The following is a 16,343-nucleotide window of genomic DNA, read 5'->3' on the forward strand; positions in this document are numbered from 1 at the left end:
TGATTTTGTATACAATTTATCAGATGTTTTCTAAATTGTCAATCATTTTGTCTTTCCATTTACCTATTTTTGTTATATTTTTAGATCAATATATACATAAATAGGACTTAACACTTATAAAAAAAGGCGTTCATTTATAAAATGACGCCTTTAAAGAATCTTTTATTTCATTTAAATTGCTTGTTCTTTCATTTCTTCTAGCTGCTTTTTATCAAAACGATAGGTTTCATTACAAAAATGACACTGTGCTTCAGCTTGGCCGTCTTCCTCAATCATCGATTGAATCTCTTCTTTTCCTAAGCTGATAATGGCATTAGCAATTCTTTCTTCTGAGCACTGACATTTGAACTCTACAGGCATTGTCTCTAGAAACTTTACGTTTTCTTTTCCCAGAACTTCTTCTAAGATTTCCTCAGGAGAAAGACCTTTTTGAATCAGTTTTGAAATGGGTTCAATCGTTTGTAAACGTTGTTCAATAGCTGTAATCGTTTGATCATCTGTTCCTGGCATAAGCTGAATGATAAATCCACCCGCAGCTAAGATTGTGTTATCAGGGTTAACAAGTACACCTACACCTACTGAAGATGGAACTTGCTCAGATGTCACAAAATAATACGTGAAATCCTCTCCTAATTCTCCCGATACGATAGGTACTTGTCCATTAAATTGATCACGCATCCCGATATCTTTTACAACACTCAGCGTACCATCTGTACCTACAGCACGTGCTACATCTAATTTTCCATGCTGATTTAAATCGAAGTGCGTTTGCGGGTTCGTTACATATCCACGCACTTCACCCTTGGCATTGCTGTCTACTAAGATAACACCAATTGGGCCGCGGCCTTCAATTTTAATTGTTAGCTTTTGCTCACCTTTTAGCATAGCCCCCATCATAACTCCCGCAGTCATTGAACGTCCCAATGCTGCAGAGGCTGTAGGCCATGTATAGTGACGGCGCTGCGCTTCTCCAACTGTATCCGTTGTTTTTACCGCATAAGCGCGAACTTGACTATTGTAAGCTAGTGCTTTTACTAAATAGTCGCCCATAATATACACCTCTTACTCCATATTTTTTGTATAGATTATTTGTAATCCTTTTAAAGTCAAAAATGGATCCACAATATCAATAATATCCGACTCTTTAGCAATCAATGTTGCGAGTCCTCCAGTAGCAATAACTTTAGGATTTACTGTTGCTTGCTCTTTCATTCTTGCTACAATTCCTTCTACTTGTCCAACGTATCCATATAAAATACCTGCTTGCATCGCAGATACTGTATTTTTCCCAACAATGCTATTTGGTCGCGCAATTTCAATACGCGGAAGCTTAGATGCTCTTGAATAAAGAGCTTCTGTCGAAATATTAATACCAGGGGCAATTGCACCACCCATATATTGCTTATTTTCATCAATGTAGCAATATGTGGTTGCGGTACCAAAATCAACGATAATTAAAGGGCTTCCGTACAGCTGAATTCCAGCAACAGCATTGACAATACGGTCTGCTCCCACTTCACGTGGATTTTCATATTTAATATTTAAACCCGTCTTAATTCCAGGACCAACAACAAGCGGCTTTAAATGAAAATACTTTTGACACATTCTCTCCAATGCAAACATAATAGGAGGAACAACAGAGGAAATAATAATACCATGAATATCTTTAAAAGATAAACTAACGTGCTCAAGCAAGGCTTTGATTGTCATGCCATACTCGTCTTCTGTTTTATTACGGCTTGTTTCTACACGCCAATGGTACTTTAATTCATCTCCATCGTATACACCTAATACCGTATTGGTATTTCCAACATCTAATACAAAAATCATTTCAATCACCACTTTATTTAAATTCAGTATTCACACTGAAACCATCATACCATAACTGGTAAATAGACGTGTATATTCTAGATAAAATAGGAATATAATGACACAATTCTCTAGTAGATATCCTACTTATCCACTATATATGAAAAACTTTTTGCCAAACCTAACTTCTACCCAATAAAAAAGATCAGTGGAGACTGTCTCCACTGATCTTTTTTGATCTTATGCTTTTGGCTCTTCATCGTCTGTCTTTGTTTGGATGTTTACTTTAACATCTTCATCTGTTACGTGACTAGAACGGTCTGGAAGAGTTCCATGATCTACTAAGTGGTTGATCTGCTCAGCGTCTAACGTTTCTACTTCTAACAATGTTTGAGCTACAAGCTCTAACTTGTCACGGTTTTCCGTTAAGATCTGCTTCGCACGCTCATAGCTTTCTTTAATGAAACGTTGGATTTCATTATCAATTTCATGAGCAATCGCATCACTGTAGTTTTGTTCACTGTGTAAATCACGACCTAAGAATACTTGGCCTTGTTGTGATTGACCGAATTGCATTGGTCCTAACTTTTCACTCATACCGTATTCTGTTACCATTTTACGAGCGATGCTTGTTGCACGCTGGAAGTCATTGTGAGCACCTGTACTCACTTCGCCGAAAATAATTTCCTCAGCTACGCGACCACCAAGCAATCCAACAATTTTATCCAGCAGCTCTGGCTTCGTCATAAAGTAGCGATCTTCTTTTGGTAACATAACAGCATATCCACCAGCTTGCCCACGTGGAACAATGGTTACTTTATGTACCATATCAGCTTCGTCTAATACGACACCGATAATTGTATGTCCTGCTTCATGATAAGCAACAATATTGCGTTCTTTTTTAGAAATAACTCGACTTTTCTTAGCTGGACCTGCAATTACGCGGTCTGTTGCTTCGTCAATATCGACCATTTCAATTTTCTTTTTGTCCTGTCTAGCAGCTACTAAGGCAGCTTCGTTTAACAAGTTTTCTAAATCTGCACCTGAGAAACCTGGCGTACGCATAGCAATTGCTTTTAAGTTTACTGATTCATCTAAAGGCTTATTGCGAGCATGTACTTTAAGCACTGCTTCACGGCCATTTACATCTGGACGATCTACCGTAATTTGACGGTCGAAGCGGCCTGGACGTAATAACGCTGGATCTAAAATATCCGGGCGGTTTGTTGCTGCAATAATAATGATACCTTCGTTAGCACCAAAACCATCCATCTCAACAAGCAACTGGTTCAATGTTTGTTCACGCTCATCGTGTCCACCACCAAGACCTGCGCCACGTTGACGACCTACAGCATCGATTTCATCAATAAAGATAATACATGGAGCATTCTTCTTCGCATTTTCGAATAAATCACGAACACGAGAAGCACCGACCCCAACAAACATTTCAACAAAGTCCGAACCACTGATAGAGAAGAAAGGAACGCCTGCTTCACCAGCAACAGCTCTTGCTAATAATGTTTTACCAGTACCAGGAGGTCCCACAAGTAAGACACCCTTCGGAATTCTTGCACCTAGCTCTGCGAATTTACGAGGATCTTTTAAGAACTCAACAACTTCCACAAGTTCTTGCTTTTCTTCGTCTGCACCAGCTACGTCTTTAAATTTAACCTTTTTCTTTTCTTCGCTGTAAAGCTTAGCCTTACTCTTACCGAAGTTCATAACACGACTTCCGCCGCCCTGAGCTTGGTTCAGTAAGAAGAAGAATAGGATGAAAATAATAACAAACGGAATGATTGACGTAAAGAACGTTACCCAGCCGCTTGTTTCATCAGCAGGTTTAAAATCAACTTCTACTTGATTATTTTCTGAAGCAGCGTCAATACGATCAAGTGCTTTGTCACCATCTACGATGTAAGTTTGGAACGTTTGATCCTTTTTATAAGAATCTAACTTTCCTTGCACAACATACACGCCTCTTTCAGGCTTCATAGAGAGTGATTTCACATCACCTTTGTCTAAGTGTTGAACAAATGTATCGTATCTCATTGGTTCTGCTTTTTGATTAGAGCCACTAAAGAAGCTTACCACGCCAATAATGACTAAAAATATAAGTAAATAAAAGATGGTATTACGGAAGATCCGATTCATTTCTTACCTCCTCCCACGATAAACAAATACTGTATTCAATACTAACATAGAACATTTATCCTATCCAATAAATTGCACTTGGATATGTGCTTCTTAATTGCTGTATACTTGCGGTTTAAGAACCCCAATATACGGCAGGTTACGATATTTTTCTTGATAATCCAATCCATACCCTACTACGAACGCATCAGGTACTTCAAATCCAACGTAATCTGCTTTAATAGCTGCTTTACGACCTGTTGGTTTGTCTAAGAGTGTGACAATCTTAATTGACTTAGCTTTACGGTACTTGAATAACTCTACAAGATAGCTAAGTGTTAAGCCGCTGTCGATAATATCCTCTAAGATAAGAATGTCTCGACCTTCAACTGATGTATCTAAATCTTTTAGGATTTTTACTTCACCAGAAGAAACCATCGCATTGCCATAACTTGATACATCCATAAAATCCATTTCTAAATATGTATCAACACGCTTAATTAGATCAGACATAAAAGGCATAGCGCCTTTTAGTACACCGATTACCAAAGGAAAACGGTCAGCGTATTCCTCAGATAATAGCTTACCCAATTCTTTTACTTTCTGTTGTATTTCTTCTTCTGAAATCAAAATTTCTTGAATATCCTGCTTCATTCCTTACTTGCCTCCTAGAAGTTTTCGCTACTTATAGTATAAAATAACATATCTGGACTTATGTGTATGCAGTTCATAAGCAGATTTTTTCAAACCAGGTAGCCACAAAATAGTTCCTTGGCTATCTTCCACTACCGGCCAATGATCTCTGAAGTGTAAAGGGATTTTTTCATCGATAAAAATATCCTTTACTTTTTTATGTCCCTTCATGCCCTTTACTCGCATTTTATCGCCATTTTTTCGTGTCCTTACCTTTAATGATTGTAAATCGTGAGCTTCATCTAAAAGAAAAACATCGTTTCCTTTTATATCTTCGACTTTATTATGTATTTCACAAATAAGCTGGTGACCATTTGGAAGCTCAACGACCCCTGGAATCGGAACAATAAATTCATATGGCTCGATGTTCCCCTCATTAAAGGTGAAAAGACAGTCGTTGTAAGATCGGATAATGCGTAAACCATTTGGAAAGTCAAGCGTCCCAGACGGTTTTTCACTTTCACAAAATCCTACTAACGTGTCAACATGCGCTGAGGAAAGGGTTGGAGGAATTTCTTTATAGAGATAGTTTAATATTAGTTGAATACCACGCCTTTGTAAAGGCTTGCGTATCCTTAGAAAACAATCTCTATCAATGAGAATTTCATTTTGCAATTTCTTTCTCATTACTTTATTCATCACATCGGTCGTTAATTCCTCTAAGTATGCTTGATCTTCATGCAAGTTCTCGCTAAATTGTTGAAATTTTTCATGTACAGCGACGTTTTCTTGCTTTAAAAATGGCAAAACGTAATGACGAAACCGGTTTCTCGTGTACGAGTCTTTCTCATTACTCGGATCAATTCGAGGTGTAAGCCCATGTAGCTTACAGTAGCGATTGATTTCTTCTTTCGTTACGGCTAGGAAAGGCCTAATAATAAATCCATGCCCATATGGCCGCTTGGGCTGCATCCCTGCGTATCCATTCATCGTACTACCTCGAACCATTCGCATTAACATCGTTTCAATCTGATCATCTCCGTGATGTCCTAATGCAAGAAGGTTTGCTTTGTGCTTCTTCATAACATGAGTAAAAAATGCATAGCGGCATTCTCTGGCAGCTACTTGAGAAGATAGCTTTCTTTCCTTCTGATAGGCAGTAACATCAATCTGCTTCGCCTCACATTTAATATTCAATTGTTTGCAGTAGTTCTGCACATATTCCATGTCTTGCTGTGACTCTTGGCCCCGGAACATATGATCAACATGAGCAGCAATAATCGTAAGAGATTTTTGCTCTTTCAGACTCCATAAGAAATGCAGCAGCGCTAAAGAATCAGGACCACCAGAAATACCTACAACCACCGTAGAGCCTGCGGATAATAACTGATGTTTTGTCATAAAATTGTTCACTTGCTTTTCCATAGGAATGACTCATCCTTATAATGTACACGCAATAATGTATCATTAATTTACTTTATACGAATGACTATAAGGAAAGTTTCACAATTTCTCCAAACTTTATAGCACTTGAATAAATAGATACAAAATATAAATCAACATTACAGACGTACAAAGTAGTAGCGTCTCTAACACGTGAGAACGCTTCTTCTTTACTTTAACACGAGGGGCAGACGGTTGACGAACGTTTTGAGGCTTTGTTCCTCTACTTTTTGCCCCTCTTCTTTTTTCGACCGATAACACCTCTGTTTTCATTTCTTTAGCTGACTTATACTTTCCCGTAACCGCTTGATACAAAACGTCTCCGAAAGGTTCCAACTGCTTTGTTGTTAATATAAATTGTTTTAATTGTTCAGCCGGTTTGTCTGTTTTATTAATTCGCTTGCCATAAGCCGCGTGAATCAAAACCATAGATACGGCAAACAAATCATAGGTCGGTTCTGCTTTTCGGGAGCCAAGCCCCCAGTGCGCTCGATCATAAAAGTCGGTAAATTCTTTTATTGACCGCCCTTGCAGAGTTGTTCCTCCCACGTCGATCCATCGAACTTTTACAGGGTTAGATGTTACGACCAGGTTTTCGGGTTTTAAATCGCCAAATACCCACCCTTCTTCATGAAGGTTTTCTAAGTCTGTTAAGAGCTGACTTGCAAACACTTGCAACCATTCTGTCCCTCTTGTTGAGATAAAAGAAAGGAGAGGCTGCCCTTTCACATACTCCATTACATAGAAAGAAAGAGCGTGAGAACCATAGCTCCAATCATCTACATCAAGTAAACGCGGTCCTAGCACTTTGTCTTTGACTTGAGACAACTTTTTTAATACATTCACTTCTGCTGTAACGGACATGTTGGAAAAGCTTATTTTTAACGCCGCTAGCGTTCCGTTTACTAATTGGACTAAGTAGACAACTCCAGTTGCTCCCACGCCTAATTTCTCAAGAATTTTATAATGGACGTGATGCCATTTCCCTTGAATTTCTGTTCCCGGAGATAGGTTACATACCTGATTCTTCAATGTATTGTTCATTATTTTTTAACAACCCTCTCAATGAGCGCTTTTTGGTGAAATAATGAGTAGCCTCTTTGATAGCCGGTCCAGTAGGCGTAATACCTCCTGCTGTTAGTTTTGGGAAAATCGTTGAAAGCGACTCTAATCTTGGATTCCAGTCCATTAGCTTCTCTACATCTTTCTTTTTCCCAGGAAATAAAAAGATTGAAAATTGATTGTGCCCCATGCGAGCATTCAAGCTTAACGATAAATCTAACAGCGACTCCTTTACAGTAGGGAGCTTATTTTTCATACTTCCGCTCATGTCAACTAAAATAAGAATCTCTAAGTCAACCGTTTCCCCAAGTTCATCAACCACTTCCATGATTTCTCCTCGCTTCTCAGGAGATAACTCTTCTAATCTTGAATTAGAGGAACCTAGAATTTGCTGAAGTTCTTTATTTACAACGCCTTGAAGTGTTTGCGTCATTGCCTGCCTTGTAACCATTTGAACAGTTTGAGACAGCTGTTTTACGTAAACAATTTGACTCACGCCACCGCCTGACATGGCAATGCCTTCTATTTCATTCGTGCTTTGCTCATCAATTGTATCCTCTTCCATCACACCAATAACGTTTACACTAATTCCTTGTTCTTTAGCTAGTGCAGCCATTGCTACCGGATCTTCACCTGTATTCGAACCACCGTCCGTAATGACCAACATCTGTTTCAATGTACCTTTTTTCATAAAAAAATCCCCTCCTCATTATCAGTATTAACATGATAGACGAGGAGGAGATAAAATATACTTCTATCTAACTATTGTGCTTTTTTACGATAAGCGTAAGAAGGAATCGATGACCATTTCGGGGTATTGTGCTGAAGTTTTGCCACAACTACCGTCATATCATCTTCAATTAAACCTGATTTTGTTCGAATAACTTCTTCCATAATTAAGTCTGCAATTTCTTGTGGATCGTTTGTTTGAAGCTCGCCAATTTTTCGCTTCATCCACATTTCGTAGTTCTCAACGTGTTTCGGTCCTTCAAATACACCGTCACTCATCATAATTAACAAGTCTTCCGCCTTCATTTGTTCATTCACAACATCCACTTCAAATTCTTCAATAATGCCCATTGGCAAATTGCTTGCCTGTATTTTAATAACCTTATCTCCGCGTTTGATGAAGCTTGGCGTAGAACCGATTTTCAAGAAGTTTACATTGGCATCTTGTAAATCAATCATCGCTAAATCTAAGGTCGAAAAGATCTCATCGTTTGTACGCAGGGATAAAATAGAGTTAATCGATTTAATTGCAATTGTCTCTTCTATTCCTGTTTGTAAAATTTGTTTTAACAGCTGAAGCGTTTCGCTGCTTTCATAGTGGGCACGCTCTCCATTTCCCATGCCATCACTAATAGCTAGTGCATATTTACCGGCGTTTAGCTCAATCATGGAATAGCTGTCACCGGATACAAACCCTCCGCCTTTAGCAGCATGTGCTACGCCTGTATCAACAACGTATGCTTTCGTACAGCCAAATGAAACGTGGCAATAGCCTTGAGGATATTTAGCACATTCTTCGTTCTTTACTACAATACTTTCACCTAAAATATCCGTAAGCATTGGCGCAATAATTTTCTCGCATTCTCCTCTTCCGTGACAATATGGCACCCACATTTCAATATCTACATTTCCAGGTTCTAAGCTATAAATTTCGATTTGATTGATTTCCATCCCAAAGTTACGAAGAGCTTCTAAAATCTGTTCTTCTTGTACATTTAAATTTTCGCGCTCTCGCTTAATTTCTTTTGCAAAATTCCCCATGACTTCAGAGACACCGTGAAGCTGTTCTGCTACAATCCTTCTACTTTCTTGAATTTGTGCTTTTAAGTGCTGATTGGCTTTAAAATACGTAAGTTCATGCTCAATCACATCGATGACTTTTTTCGATTTCACGCAATGTTTGTCCATTTCTCGAATTAGCCTTGGATTTTGTTCAAGAGTGCCATTATCAACTTCAAGCATAATTTCCTTCATATATTCATAGGTTGTATCAAACTGCTGTGCCCAGCATTGTTCTTTTTTAAAACAAAATTGGCACGTCCTTTCGGTAACGCTGCTTAAGAAATAATCAACTTCTTTATCAGCGCTTGGCTTTTCATCGTAAAATCCATTTTGCGTAAAGCTTTTGGAAAGTGCTTGAAAAACATTTGAAAACTGTTCTACGCGATTTGCTGTTACATCTCGGATCTTACGCACGTACTGCTGTTGTTCAAGCATATTTTCAGATGTCCCTGGTACTAGTTTACTTAAGTTTTTCAAAACAAAAGATGGGGTTAATAAAAATAGGACAACGGCCGTCAGTGATTCATACAAATTAGTCGTCAATCCTTGATTTGCCTGAGCATATAGGCCAATTAGCAATGAACCAACAACCAGCCCTAGAGCTGCCCCTAGCTTTTTACCGTCTTTTAAAAGTCCTCCAAGCAAGCCAGAAAAAGCGAGTAAACTCATTTCGTACAAACTAGAAACATTCGCGAAACTTAAAATTAAACCGGTTACGACCCCGACCGTAGCTCCTATCGTAGGGCCAGATACAAACGCAAAAACTAGTACTAAGTAACGAGATAATATATGTTCAGCCGAAAGGCCGTAAATCATCCACCCTATTGTCCCTGTCATAACAGATGCCAACAAAATAATAAGAGAAATCACTTCTTCTGTTTTTAATGATTGTTTTCGCTTTCGATATGAAATTAAAGGCACGCTTTGTAGGAAAATCATTGTTAAGATAAAGCTCAACCCTGCTTCTACTGCCACAAATGTAAAATCATACATGGTGAATTCCTTGGTAAACACATAAAAAATAGTTAGTTTTGTAAGTAACATCGCGCTAAATACAGTGAACGGCAGTTTCTTTAACGGATCCATTGTCAGTATGCCGCTAAATCGATGAATTAGTAAGAAAACAAATAGTGTAGCAAATACGGTACCTCCATTTTGAATGGAAACACTAAATGCCCCTGCCAATACGGCTAAACTTGCTAACGGTGCTTTTTCTTTCTTTATAGCCATTACGGCTGCAAAGAATGGCAAAGCAAATGGCATGATTTTCATTAAAATTAACGCTCGTCCTAATAAGAAACCTACGACTAGCAGCAATAATCCCCATTGAAATAACACCTTTTCCGTTTTCATACCCGCCTTTGTAAATACACGGGACATTTCTAATCTAGTTCGGTTAAATACCGCCTCTGTTGTTGGACTTGCAAAATCTCTTTCCGTCTTTTGCATTCTCCCACCACCCGCTAATTATACTTATTCGTTATTATATCGCGGCGAAAGGTGAAATTTTGTCAAACGGACTAGCAAAATACCTATAATCGTTCGACTATTTTCTAGTATTATATTGAAAACTATACAAAAAGATGTACAATCTTACATGGAGATTTAAAAAATATGAGAGATACTGTTCGCCCCAGAGAAAGCCTATGCTCATCATTCTTTTTTAAAAGCAAATAAAAGTCTATAAAAATAACAAAAAAGTTATTGACAATAACCCTGCTTTTTTATATTATTATAAATGTCTTTTAGAGAACGTATAATGGCGGTGTAGCTCAGCTGGCTAGAGCGTACGGTTCATACCCGTGAGGTCGGGGGTTCGATCCCCTCCGCCGCTACTCGAATAACGGCCCGTTGGTCAAGCGGTTAAGACACCGCCCTTTCACGGCGGTAACACGGGTTCGAATCCCGTACGGGTCATCAAAAAGCATGTACAACAAGTACATGCTTTTTTTCTACTCTTTTTTACATATAAAAAAAGCACCTTTTAGATAAAAGGTACTTTCCAAAAACTCGCTATCTATTTGATATAAGCAGCAAGTTAACCGCGTTTTGCACCGCGTCCACCGCGTTTTGATTCGGTATGGCGTTTTAGGGAAGATAAACGTTCTTCACTGTCTTTTAAGAAACGATTCATTTTTTGTTCGAATGTTTCTTTTGTACGGAAATCATTACCGCCACCACGATTGTTATTACGTTGTGGGCGTGAATCACGTGGACGGTCTGAGCGTGGCGCTCTTGCAGGACGCTCTGGTCTTTCTGGACGTTCTGGTTTGTCTACCGCTTTCTTAATTGAAAGACCAATTTTACCATCTTTCTCAACGTTAATTACTTTGACTTCAACTTCGTCGCCCACTTTTAAATGGTCGTTAATGTCCTTTACGTAATTATCAGCTACTTCACTGATATGAACCAAGCCTGTTGAACCTCCTGGTAACTCAACAAAAGCTCCAAAGTTCGTAATACCTGTTACCTTTCCCTGTAACTTGCTGCCTACTTCGATTGACATAAAAAAAATGCTCCTCCTTAAATGATAAAAGAAATCAATTTATTATATTATACAAAAAGCAAAAATACACTGTCAACGAACCATACGTTTAGTCTTTTTTTACATTAAAGATAATTTCCCCGTCTTCTGATAAAAAATAATCTCTCCGGGCAATCTTTTTAATATAATCATCGTCATTCAACTTGACGATTTCACCTTTTAACTGTTTTTGCTTGCTTTGTAATTTTGTCAGCTGCTGTTCTAATTTTACCTTCTCAGCTTTTTTGTTCTCAATAGCTGAGGTTTGCGTAATTAAAGCTGATACCATCAATCCACCAATGATTAAGGCCAACACTCCGAAAACAGTCAAACGCCTAATTAAACCGATACGCTTTCGATCTGTATTTTGTTTAATTTGTTCTTGTTTATGGCTATAATCAGTATTTAACTTCGCGACCTTTTTTTTTCGTACCGCACTCATTGAATTAGTCGTCCCCCTTGTTTTTTAAAGTGTTCACCCATGCAACGACTCTCATTATCATATTCTTTGCACGATTGTAAATTCCTTCTATATACCGAAAACCCATATGTAAAAATCGTTTTACAGGTTTAGGCATCATTCTCCAAAATACGAAAAGAACCCACCTAGTCGGTAAGTAAATAAGCTTTAGACAGAATACGAGCAGCTTATGAACAGCTCGGTAGATCCCTAAAGCGACTACAAGTAGAATATGAATAAAGAAGCGGATAGGCTTGACCAAAAAAATATTACTAAGCGTTAAAACACCTCGATATAAACTTAATACGCTCGAGACAGTAAATGTTAATACTTTTAAATACAGTGATTGAAATAAGCTTTGATACGCGGCAAAGCCGCAAAACAAAGCAAGAAACGCATACAAACGCAGTTCTCCTTCATTCACTAAAAACAACACATAAAAAATGAGAAGAGCTTGCACCATCCAAAACAATACGTCATTTACAAATACAAACCATGGGCGTGATTTAGAGCGATTAACAAAGTAACGATAAGTATCGAGAGAAGCACCTAAACCGCTTCCCATCGATACCATCGCAAGCATTGTATAGAGCTGAATGTTTAAACTCATCGAAACAACTTACTAAAGAATCCTTTAGCCTTCTCCGATTGGTTCTCATCTAAGTAAACTATATCAAAGATTTTTCCTTTTATCGATACAATTCCTTGATCAACGTCTAAATTTTTCATTTGCAGATTTTGCCCTCTAACTGACAAGAAACCCATCACTGTTTCAAGTAAAAATTCCTCATTGTCAAAGCTCTCTACCTGCTTCACACCCGTGATATCTAAGAGACGCCGACCCTTCATCACTAAATCATGATTTGGAGTATGGTCTTTGTTTGAATTGCTTGTTTCATAAAATTGGCTCATATCTTCATCCCCACCTCATTCATTAAGAGCATTCGCTCTTGTTATCTGTTGTTTAAAACATATGAATGAGAAAGGTGATTTAGAACAAGCCTTCATCAGTTATACTTCAGATGAAATACGCTCTTCTTTGACAATTGAGTACAAATTAGCTGCTTCTTCTTTTTTAGCTGCTTCTTGAAGAGCCTCTATTTTAACGGTAATTTTCTTCGTGCCAAATGTGATGGCTAATTCATCTCCTACTTTCACATTTGTGCTTGCTTTTGCAACGATACCATTAATCGTAATACGGCCCTTGTCTGATACTTCTTTTGCCAATGTACGGCGCTTAATTAAACGTGATACTTTTAAAAATTTATCTAACCTCATAATTCCCTCACCTTTCTGTTTTACAAACCTGTTTTTTTGGCTTCTTCCCAAAATTCATCTAACTCTTTTAACGAAAAAGATTCAAATGGTTTTTCAGAAGCTCTCACTTTTTCTTCAATATATTGAAATCGATTTAAAAATTTTGTATTCGTTTTAGCTAATGCAGCTTCAGAGTCGATTTTATAAAATCTTGCAATATTCACTAAAGCAAATAAAATATCTCCAAATTCATCGCTCATTTTTTCTTTATCAGCATGCTGTACTTCATCTTGGAATTCAGCAAGTTCTTCTTGTACTTTTTCCCACATAGGTTCAACTTCTGACCAATCGAAACCAACTTTTGCAGCTTGTTTTTGGTATCCGTGCGCTTTCATTAAAGAAGGCATAGCCCCAGGTACAGAAGCTAACAGAGAAGAAGGCTCCTCTCCTTTTTCTTCTTTTTTGATTTCATCCCAATTTTTTAAGACCTCATCTGCATCATTCACGCTCACTTCCCCAAATACATGCGGATGGCGTCTTACCATTTTCTCTGAAACACTGCGAATGACGTCATCAATTGAAAACATTCCTTCATCTTCACCGATTTGTGCATGAAGCAATACCTGCAGCAATACATCACCGAGCTCTTCAATCATATTATCGTCATCTTGACGGTCAATAGCATCTAATAACTCATAAGACTCTTCTAGCAAATAGCGCTTGAGCGATTCATGCGTTTGTTTTTGATCCCAAGGACATCCGTTTGGCCCTCTGAGCGTGGCAATAATCCTTCTGAATGAGTCAAATTGATGGTATAAAACCGTTTCGTCCGCTACTGGAGGGACATAAATAGTCGTTAAGTTATTGAGCGACATTTCTCTATCTAATTCATACAGCTTGACCGGCTGGATTTTTTCTTCACTGCTTCCCGCTGCCGTTACAATGTAAACGAGGTAATCATCAGGAACGTGTTCCATCAGCGTTAGTTTTACCTCTGAAGCAACGAACTGATCGTACACTTGAGCAATTAGAACATGACCCGTTAACTCTATTTCGCTTCGCTTTAAGTCTGTTCCGTCTAGCAGCTGAAATCCTTCAATAGGATCGATCTTTAGTGCGCCAAAAATTGGATCTAAGAAGCTTTGTCCCCCTTTAATTTCAACAGGAATGCTGCGTTCTTTTCCTTTTTGTAAAAGTAATTGAACCGTACGTTCTGCCACTAAAGGATGCCCGGGAACGGCATACACCACTTCTTCTACTGAAGCTTTATCGATTAAATCATTTGATATATGTTCATATACCTCTTCAAATCCATCATAAGATTCGTATACGTCATCATAGGATACGTACGTCAAGCCTTCACTTTCTAATTCTTTGATTACAGGATGTTCTTTTGTGCGCATATAAATATGCTTTTCCTGCTGCAGCAAGCGATAGATGCCTACGGGTAGCTGCTCTAAATCGCCTGCTCCTAAACCAATAACTGTTACTTTACCTGTCATTGCTTCACCTTCTTATTTATTTTTTAATACGTATTTAGCTAAAACACTTCCCATTGGAAGTAAACGTAATTCCTCTTCGGTAAAAATATGTTGTTTCATAATGATAAACAAATAAAACAAACCGCCTATTAAAACACCAGATCCTGTTTCAACCACTTGTTTGCTTGTATCTAAACCATTAGACCATACAAAGTGATGTAAACAAAATAAATAGCTTTGCAAAAGAATGACCATTGCTATGCCCGTTATAAAAATACCTCCACTCGCCTTTTTCGGAACGAGCGATACAGCTAGCTTTTTATACAGACAAAATAGATTGATTGCTGCAACAATAGCGAATCCAGCTGAGGAAGCAATGGCTGCTCCTATGGTTTGAAAATCTGGTATTAGCCAAAGATTCAATATCAGTTTAACCGTCATGCCAGCGATGACGGCTATTACAGGTGCGAAAACAGCTCCCATCCCCTGAAGCACAGCTCCAGCAGTTGCTGCTACGGTTGTAAATATAACTAACAAGCTCAAAATTTGTAAAACGTCCGTTCCGTCGGAGTTACTATATAAAAGCATATTAATGGGTTTCATCAGCGCAATCAAGCCAAAGGCTGCTCCAACTCCGACTACAAGCGATAGTCGGAGAGACAGCTGAACTTTTTCAAGCACAAATGACAAGTTCTTTTTCGCAATGGCTGAAGAAATAACGGGTACAAGTGAAAGTGAAAAAGCTGTACCTACTACTGTACCTAATTGAATCAACGGAAGTCCACGGTCATAAATACCTTTTGAAACTTTTGCTGCCTGTTCAGCCATGCCATGCGCCGTCAGACCGGAATATAATGTAAAGGAATCAATAAGCTGAATAAACAGCAGACCCATAGCGCTGATACAAATTAATAAACCTTGAATAATAAGGATTTTCACTACTTTTTTGATGTCTGCTTTTTTTATGCGTTGAAATACTCCCTTAGAATTTGTCTTTGTTCTAAAAACAAATAAACATAAAATAATAAGAGATGTTATACCGCCTGTTATGGAACCAAAAATAGCTCCTGCTCCTGCAGTATAAGGACCATACCCATGGTGGATAAAGAAAATAGATAGGCACAAAATAGTCCCTACTCGAACAATTTGTTCTGCGATTTGAGACAACGCAGTAGGAAACATATTATATAATCCTTGATAATAACCACGAATGACAGCAATAAACGGAATAAGTAAAAACGAAAATGAAATAATTTGAATGAGAAGCGTTAACTGACGATCTCCCATCCACCCGGCAATCGTTTCTGCAAAGATATATTGGAGGGAAAACATTATGCAGCCTACTACAAACAAAAAAGCAAATGAAACTTGAAGTATTCCTCGGATTTCCTTTCTCCGATTTGTTGCCACATAATCGGCTACTAACTTTGAAATAATTACAGGGAAACCGTATGTACCTAGCTGTAGCGCAATTCCATATAGCGGATAAACTTGCTGATAGATATAAAACCCTATATCTCCCGCAATATGGTGATATGGAATACGGTAAGTAGCACTTAAGATTTTCGTAAATAAACCTGCGAGCGTTAAAATAATCGCGCCGTTAAAAATAGAATAGAGCTTTGATTGTTTCTGCATTCCTACACCTTTCACCTGCAGCTTGTAATTATGTGAACAACGCTTTTTATGAGCCGCTAACTGTAGAAGAATAGCGCTTTGTTCTTATAAAACATCCTGCACTTTCCAATAAATA

The 16,343-nt window shown here is 38.2% G+C and carries 15 protein-coding genes and 2 tRNA genes; 2 read left to right on the forward strand and 15 right to left on the reverse strand.

The features are described from left to right. Positions 1–171 precede the first annotated feature (171 nt). From hslO to spoIIE, 8 genes are all read right to left on the reverse strand, one after another. Positions 172–1,050 (reverse strand): Hsp33 family molecular chaperone HslO, encoded by an 879-nt coding sequence (gene hslO, locus SCI76_RS13615; protein WP_028412650.1) that lies wholly within the window; start codon positions 1,048–1,050, stop codon positions 172–174. A gap of 12 nt (positions 1,051–1,062) precedes the next feature. Next, on the reverse strand, positions 1,063–1,830 hold the full coding sequence (locus SCI76_RS13620; RefSeq protein WP_013054886.1) for a type III pantothenate kinase: 768 nt from the start codon (positions 1,828–1,830) through the stop codon (positions 1,063–1,065). A gap of 219 nt (positions 1,831–2,049) precedes the next feature. Continuing rightward, positions 2,050–3,960 carry an ATP-dependent zinc metalloprotease FtsH gene (gene ftsH / locus SCI76_RS13625; protein WP_013054885.1) on the reverse strand — a complete coding sequence of 637 codons (1,911 nt, stop codon included), beginning with the start codon at positions 3,958–3,960 and terminating at the stop codon, positions 2,050–2,052. A gap of 93 nt (positions 3,961–4,053) precedes the next feature. Then, positions 4,054–4,593 carry a hypoxanthine phosphoribosyltransferase gene (hpt, locus tag SCI76_RS13630; RefSeq protein WP_028412649.1) on the reverse strand — a complete coding sequence of 180 codons (540 nt, stop codon included), beginning with the start codon at positions 4,591–4,593 and terminating at the stop codon, positions 4,054–4,056. A 27-nt stretch (positions 4,594–4,620) separates the two neighbouring features. Then, positions 4,621–5,997, reverse strand: a complete 1,377-nt coding sequence (tilS, locus tag SCI76_RS13635; RefSeq protein ID WP_028412648.1) for a tRNA lysidine(34) synthetase TilS — start codon at positions 5,995–5,997, stop codon at positions 4,621–4,623. Positions 5,998–6,093: 96 nt separating this feature from the next. Next, positions 6,094–7,059, reverse strand: a complete 966-nt coding sequence (locus SCI76_RS13640; RefSeq protein ID WP_034263697.1) for a protein kinase domain-containing protein — start codon at positions 7,057–7,059, stop codon at positions 6,094–6,096. Then, positions 7,028–7,768 (reverse strand): VWA domain-containing protein, encoded by a 741-nt coding sequence (locus SCI76_RS13645; RefSeq protein ID WP_013054881.1) that lies wholly within the window; start codon positions 7,766–7,768, stop codon positions 7,028–7,030. Before SCI76_RS13645 ends, SCI76_RS13640 begins: the two co-directional genes overlap by 32 nt. Positions 7,769–7,839: 71 nt before the next feature. Continuing rightward, positions 7,840–10,317: a stage II sporulation protein E gene (gene spoIIE, locus SCI76_RS13650; protein WP_328180176.1), complete on the reverse strand. Its 2,478-nt coding sequence runs from the start codon at positions 10,315–10,317 to the stop codon at positions 7,840–7,842. Positions 10,318–10,629: 312 nt separating this feature from the next. Between spoIIE and SCI76_RS13655 the strand changes: the two genes are divergently transcribed. Together SCI76_RS13655 and SCI76_RS13660 are read left to right on the forward strand one after the other, a co-directional pair. Then, positions 10,630–10,703 (forward strand) — tRNA-Met (locus tag SCI76_RS13655). 10 nt (positions 10,704–10,713) lie between these two features. Next, positions 10,714–10,785 (forward strand) — tRNA-Glu (locus SCI76_RS13660). A gap of 121 nt (positions 10,786–10,906) precedes the next feature. On the opposite strand, the gene SCI76_RS13665 is transcribed toward SCI76_RS13660, so the two are convergent. From SCI76_RS13665 to SCI76_RS13695, 7 genes are all read right to left on the reverse strand, one after another. Continuing rightward, on the reverse strand, positions 10,907–11,374 hold the full coding sequence (locus SCI76_RS13665) for a S1 domain-containing RNA-binding protein (RefSeq protein WP_013054879.1): 468 nt from the start codon (positions 11,372–11,374) through the stop codon (positions 10,907–10,909). An 88-nt stretch (positions 11,375–11,462) separates the two neighbouring features. Then, positions 11,463–11,834: a septum formation initiator family protein gene (locus SCI76_RS13670; protein ID WP_013054878.1), complete on the reverse strand. Its 372-nt coding sequence runs from the start codon at positions 11,832–11,834 to the stop codon at positions 11,463–11,465. A 4-nt stretch (positions 11,835–11,838) separates the two neighbouring features. Next, the gene (gene yabQ / locus SCI76_RS13675; protein ID WP_028412646.1) at positions 11,839–12,462 is read right to left on the reverse strand and encodes a spore cortex biosynthesis protein YabQ; all 624 of its coding nucleotides are present in this window, start codon (positions 12,460–12,462) and stop codon (positions 11,839–11,841) included. Next, on the reverse strand, positions 12,459–12,764 hold the full coding sequence (yabP, locus tag SCI76_RS13680; RefSeq protein WP_013054876.1) for a sporulation protein YabP: 306 nt from the start codon (positions 12,762–12,764) through the stop codon (positions 12,459–12,461). Before yabP ends, yabQ begins: the two co-directional genes overlap by 4 nt. 99 nt (positions 12,765–12,863) lie before the next feature. Next, positions 12,864–13,130, reverse strand: a complete 267-nt coding sequence (locus SCI76_RS13685) for an RNA-binding S4 domain-containing protein (RefSeq protein ID WP_013054875.1) — start codon at positions 13,128–13,130, stop codon at positions 12,864–12,866. 20 nt (positions 13,131–13,150) lie between these two features. Then, a complete protein-coding gene (gene mazG / locus SCI76_RS13690; RefSeq protein ID WP_028412645.1) occupies positions 13,151–14,611 on the reverse strand; it encodes a nucleoside triphosphate pyrophosphohydrolase in 1,461 nt (486 codons plus the stop codon). Between the two features lie 12 nt (positions 14,612–14,623). After that, positions 14,624–16,228: a polysaccharide biosynthesis protein gene (locus SCI76_RS13695; RefSeq protein WP_048021885.1), complete on the reverse strand. Its 1,605-nt coding sequence runs from the start codon at positions 16,226–16,228 to the stop codon at positions 14,624–14,626. Positions 16,229–16,343 lie beyond the last annotated feature (115 nt).

This window comes from Priestia sp. HNGD-A6, assembly GCF_045784335.1.
In the GTDB taxonomy this organism is placed as follows: Bacteria; Bacillota; Bacilli; order Bacillales; family Bacillaceae_H; genus Priestia; species Priestia zanthoxyli.

What these genes read in the sequence shown, in the direction of transcription:
- yabP (WP_013054876.1), bottom strand. Translation starts at nt 12,764, where the DNA reads ATGAGCCAATTTTATGAAACAAGCAATTCAAACAAAGACCATACTCCA.
- yabQ (WP_028412646.1), bottom strand. Translation starts at nt 12,462, where the DNA reads ATGAGTTTAAACATTCAGCTCTATACAATGCTTGCGATGGTATCGATG.
- SCI76_RS13640 (WP_034263697.1), bottom strand. Translation starts at nt 7,059, where the DNA reads ATGAACAATACATTGAAGAATCAGGTATGTAACCTATCTCCGGGAACA.
- ftsH (WP_013054885.1), bottom strand. Translation starts at nt 3,960, where the DNA reads ATGAATCGGATCTTCCGTAATACCATCTTTTATTTACTTATATTTTTA.
- SCI76_RS13620 (WP_013054886.1), bottom strand. Translation starts at nt 1,830, where the DNA reads ATGATTTTTGTATTAGATGTTGGAAATACCAATACGGTATTAGGTGTA.
- tilS (WP_028412648.1), bottom strand. Translation starts at nt 5,997, where the DNA reads ATGGAAAAGCAAGTGAACAATTTTATGACAAAACATCAGTTATTATCC.
- SCI76_RS13645 (WP_013054881.1), bottom strand. Translation starts at nt 7,768, where the DNA reads ATGAAAAAAGGTACATTGAAACAGATGTTGGTCATTACGGACGGTGGT.
- hslO (WP_028412650.1), bottom strand. Translation starts at nt 1,050, where the DNA reads ATGGGCGACTATTTAGTAAAAGCACTAGCTTACAATAGTCAAGTTCGC.
- SCI76_RS13670 (WP_013054878.1), bottom strand. Translation starts at nt 11,834, where the DNA reads ATGAGTGCGGTACGAAAAAAAAAGGTCGCGAAGTTAAATACTGATTAT.
- mazG (WP_028412645.1), bottom strand. Translation starts at nt 14,611, where the DNA reads ATGACAGGTAAAGTAACAGTTATTGGTTTAGGAGCAGGCGATTTAGAG.
- spoIIE (WP_328180176.1), bottom strand. Translation starts at nt 10,317, where the DNA reads ATGCAAAAGACGGAAAGAGATTTTGCAAGTCCAACAACAGAGGCGGTA.
- SCI76_RS13695 (WP_048021885.1), bottom strand. Translation starts at nt 16,228, where the DNA reads ATGCAGAAACAATCAAAGCTCTATTCTATTTTTAACGGCGCGATTATT.
- SCI76_RS13685 (WP_013054875.1), bottom strand. Translation starts at nt 13,130, where the DNA reads ATGAGGTTAGATAAATTTTTAAAAGTATCACGTTTAATTAAGCGCCGT.
- hpt (WP_028412649.1), bottom strand. Translation starts at nt 4,593, where the DNA reads ATGAAGCAGGATATTCAAGAAATTTTGATTTCAGAAGAAGAAATACAA.
- SCI76_RS13665 (WP_013054879.1), bottom strand. Translation starts at nt 11,374, where the DNA reads ATGTCAATCGAAGTAGGCAGCAAGTTACAGGGAAAGGTAACAGGTATT.